Genomic DNA, 3,863 nt, shown 5'->3' with positions numbered 1-3,863 from the left:
AAGAACGCTGTGCGGTTCAGATCACCAGAAGCGCCTGATAAAGCTACTTTACCCTGTCGCAAGGTATGGCTTAATTATAGGCTTTTGTAGAAATATCTACACCCCACACTTAAACAGTACGTACGCATGGCAGGACCTTGCGGAGCAGGGCAGGGCAGGGCAGGACCAGGCAGTGAAGTGTGAGTGGTGCTCAGTAAAAGAAAAGTCCCTGCAATGCCGGAGCATGCAGGGACTTTCCTTAATTTACCTCACAGCAGGTGAGCCTATGTGAGGTGACAGCTAATCAGTACTGTGCCTTAGCCTGGCCGTGGGCGGTCATAAGACTTTGCCCTGTAGGTGCCAGGCTTGCCTGTTATGACTGATTACTTGGCCTTCTTGCTTACTTCAGTGAAGTAGAAGTGGCCCTGAGGGTGAATGATCTGGCCCTCAACTACAGGACGGTAGGCAGCCATGGTCTTGGCGTGGGAGATTGGCAGAACACCTACATCCTTTAACAGAACGGCATCAGCCTTCTTGTACAGAGCAGTACGCTCCTTGCCATCAGGTACCTTGGTAGCCTTGTTAATGATGTCAATGAACTCCTTGTTCTGCCATAAGCCCTGGTTGGCAATTGGATCAGGTGAGGCCAGGATGTTGATGTAGTTGTCAGGATCACCGTTGTCGCCAATCCAGCCGATGAAAGCAAGATCCCACTTGTCAGTTAAGATCTTGGCCCTGAAGGTACCCCAGTCGTATACGTCAATCTTGACCTTTACACCAACCTTGCTCAGGTAATTCTGTACGGCCTCAGCCAGTACCTGGCCGCCAACAGAGTTATAGGCACGGGAGTTGGAGTAGGTCAGAATGGTCAGCTCCTTGATACCCTTGGCGGCAAGAGTCTTCTTTGCAGCTTCAGGATTGTACTTAGGGGCCTGATTGTTCTTGTCGTAGCCCTCAAGAAGAGGTGGGAAGAAGGAGTGAGCAGGGGTTGAGTACTCCTTGTACAGAGACTTGGCCATCTCTGGAACGTTAATGGCCTGAGCAATAGCCTCACGGACATCACGGTCGGCAGTTATGTAACCGTCACGGCAGTTGTAAACCATATAGTTGGTGTTATTGCCCTCAGTCTGGAAGACCTTGTTGCCGGACTTCTTGATCTCATCAATTACGTTGGCATCGAGACCGTTGATGATGTCGACCTCACCATTCTTAAGAGCAACTACACGGGCGGCAGTTTCCTTCATGATGCGGTAAACAATGTTCTGTACAGGTGGCTTTTCGCCCCAGTAGTCATCAAAACGGGTAACAATCAGCTGCTGGCCCTTGTCCCAGGCTACAAACTTGTAAGGACCGGTACCTACAGGGTTCTCCATCAGGTTGTTGTTGAACTTCTTAAGAGCAGTCGGGGAGGCAATAGGAGCGGCGAAGGCCATGGCCATATTGCGCAGGAACGGAGTAGAACGCTCCTTTAAGGTAATCTGAACGGTGTACTCGTCAACCACCTTGGTCTCAACTACATTGCCCAGAACCAGCTCGGCGTAGGACATCTTGGCTACGCGGTTTTCAGGCTTCTGACGGTCATAGTTGAACTTTACGGCCTCAGCGTTAAATGGGGTGCCGTCATGGAACTTGACGCCTTCCTGGAGCTTGAATGTGTAAACAAGACCGTCGTCACTGATGGTCCAGCTCTTGGCCAGGGCTGGCAAAATGCCGGTACCGTTGTGCTCAAACTTGAGCAGTGACTCGTACATGTTGATGTTCATGTTGCCTGAGTCGTTGTCATCAACCAGTGCAGGATCAAGGCCTAATGGCTCAGTTGAGGTGGCGTAGAAGAGATTGTCTTCAGCCTTGCGGGACATTGGAGCGCCGTTGGCAACGGAGGCTACAGTGCCGGCTGCAAATACCACCGATAAGGCAGCGGCAAGTAAGGTCTTGGAGGTGAAAAACTTCATGAAAAACCCTTTTTATGCAATGTGACCACGAGGCTGACAACTGAATCTGTCCAGCAGAAAGCGCCTTATATGCGTCTGTAGGGCAGCCTCGGAACAAGTCAGAATCAGTAAATGCTGATCTGGAGTCAGTCTGAGGGACAAAATCCCATGAAAAACGTTGAGCACAGCCAGCTGGCTGTTGCTGAATGCTTTTATTTTTAGGTTTGAACGGCCTGACAGTCAAGACGTGACCGCTCCCTCAATGAACAAAGCACATCAACTCGCTCAGCTCCGGCACTGCCAGTCGCCCGCAGCTGCCACACCATCAGGCCAGGCCTCAACACAGCGCCTGTTTATCAGGATTGTGGTGCCCCATACCCACAGTACCTGCCCAATACTCCACAGCAGTATCCCGTAAGGCAGGCAGCAGGCCTCATGGTACAAAATTTAATCACAAGTTCATAAGACGCATAGCCTGTAAATGGGCTTTTCATGAGCATAAAGCGACAGAGCCTACCTCCTCCTGCAGGGCCTGCGCATTTTTATCTGCAAAAGACCTGCAAATGCACAAATTGCCCACTTTTATGGCACCTGCCCTGAAAAGGTCAGCTCACATCCCAAAATTTGTGCGTTTATTAAACAGCATCAATGCTTACTGCACTACCAGACTCACTGCACTTACTGCAAGACTATACTCACTGTCGACCACCGGACATGATGCGTACTGCAGCACCAGTGCAGCACAACTGCATACCCACTGCATCGGCACTGCAACTCACAGCCCATACGCCCGGAAACACTCCCGCCAATGCTGTAACAGCTGCCAGAGCTGCATGATTCATCAAACCCAAAGCCAGACACAGCCAAAGCCAGGCACAGCATGGCTGACCACACATCCTCCCTGCTGAGCATCCGCACTCCATTCCGCAGGTATCCACAGACATGTGAACCAGACGTATAAATAAGGAACAATCAGGACAGAGCCTGTCATGAGTAATGGCGTCAATATGCTGCCCTGACTTGACATATGCTCATTACGATCAAGAGTGCAGGACATCCTCCATGTCCCTACCTGGCAAGGTCGAGCACCAGCCAGAACCAGCCATAGCCTGGTCGAGCATCAGCCAGAACCAGTCATGGCCAAGTCGAGCATCTGCCAGAACCAGCCATAGCCTGGTCGAGCACCAGCCAGACCCAGTCATGGCCAGGTCGTGCACCAGCCAGACCCAGTCATGGCCTGGTCGAGCATCTGCCAGACCCAGCCATGGCCAGGTCGTGCACCAGCCAGGCCCAGTCATGGACTGGTCGAGCATCTGCCAGACTCAGCCATTGCCGGTAGTTTCAGCTGCATGAGCAATCCATGGCCGGTTTGACTGCTTTAAATAAATGATTTGCAGATCAGGCTATGACGCTTATGTCATCAGGCCAGCTTCGGCACAGGCAAAAGGACGACTATGTATGGAGAGCGGTTGTGCCATAAGGCACTTCAATTTTGCTGCCCGTATCAGCTCCGTCTCAGGTGGCCGTCTTGTATGCTAAACAGCAAACGCAGCTGCTTTGAAAACTGTTAGGCCGGGTTTAACTGTAGCGGCATGTACCTGCTGTTATAGCCATGAAAGATGGCTCAGGAAAATATCGTAAAACAAGATACAGATCATGTTTATAAGCTCATATTCCTGGTAATCTAACCACTGGTACCCCAGGCTGCATAGAGACCTGAACCTGGTGTATCAGAACCAGCCGGGCTGTATGTTCATCAGCCGCTCAGCACAAAGTTTCATTCAACTTTTGGAGGCTTTTTGAGTACTGAATCTTCCTCAGGAACAAGTGGGGCAGCAGCCGCTCAACGAAGGCAGAGCAAGCCCAGGGGCCGCAAGACTGCACAGCGCAGTCCAGGCAATGATCATCAATCAGGTACAATCTTTGACAGAACAGACTCTCTTAAGGCAGAAA

The 3,863-nt window shown here is 51.2% G+C and carries 1 protein-coding gene; it reads right to left on the bottom strand.

Going from position 1 to position 3,863, the window contains the following annotated elements; all coding sequences use genetic code 11:
- Positions 1 to 362 precede the first annotated feature (362 nt).
- A complete protein-coding gene (locus MXE41_RS12805; protein WP_247100854.1) occupies positions 363 to 1,931 on the bottom strand; it encodes an ABC transporter substrate-binding protein in 1,569 nt (522 codons plus the stop codon).
- Positions 1,932 to 3,863: the final 1,932 nt, after the last annotated feature.

Source organism: Anaerobiospirillum sp. NML120449 (assembly GCF_023051105.1).
GTDB lineage: Bacteria > Pseudomonadota > Gammaproteobacteria > Enterobacterales > Succinivibrionaceae > Anaerobiospirillum.
The sequence above is the reverse complement of the archived record's forward strand: the minus strand, read 5'-3'. Positions and strand labels throughout refer to the sequence as shown.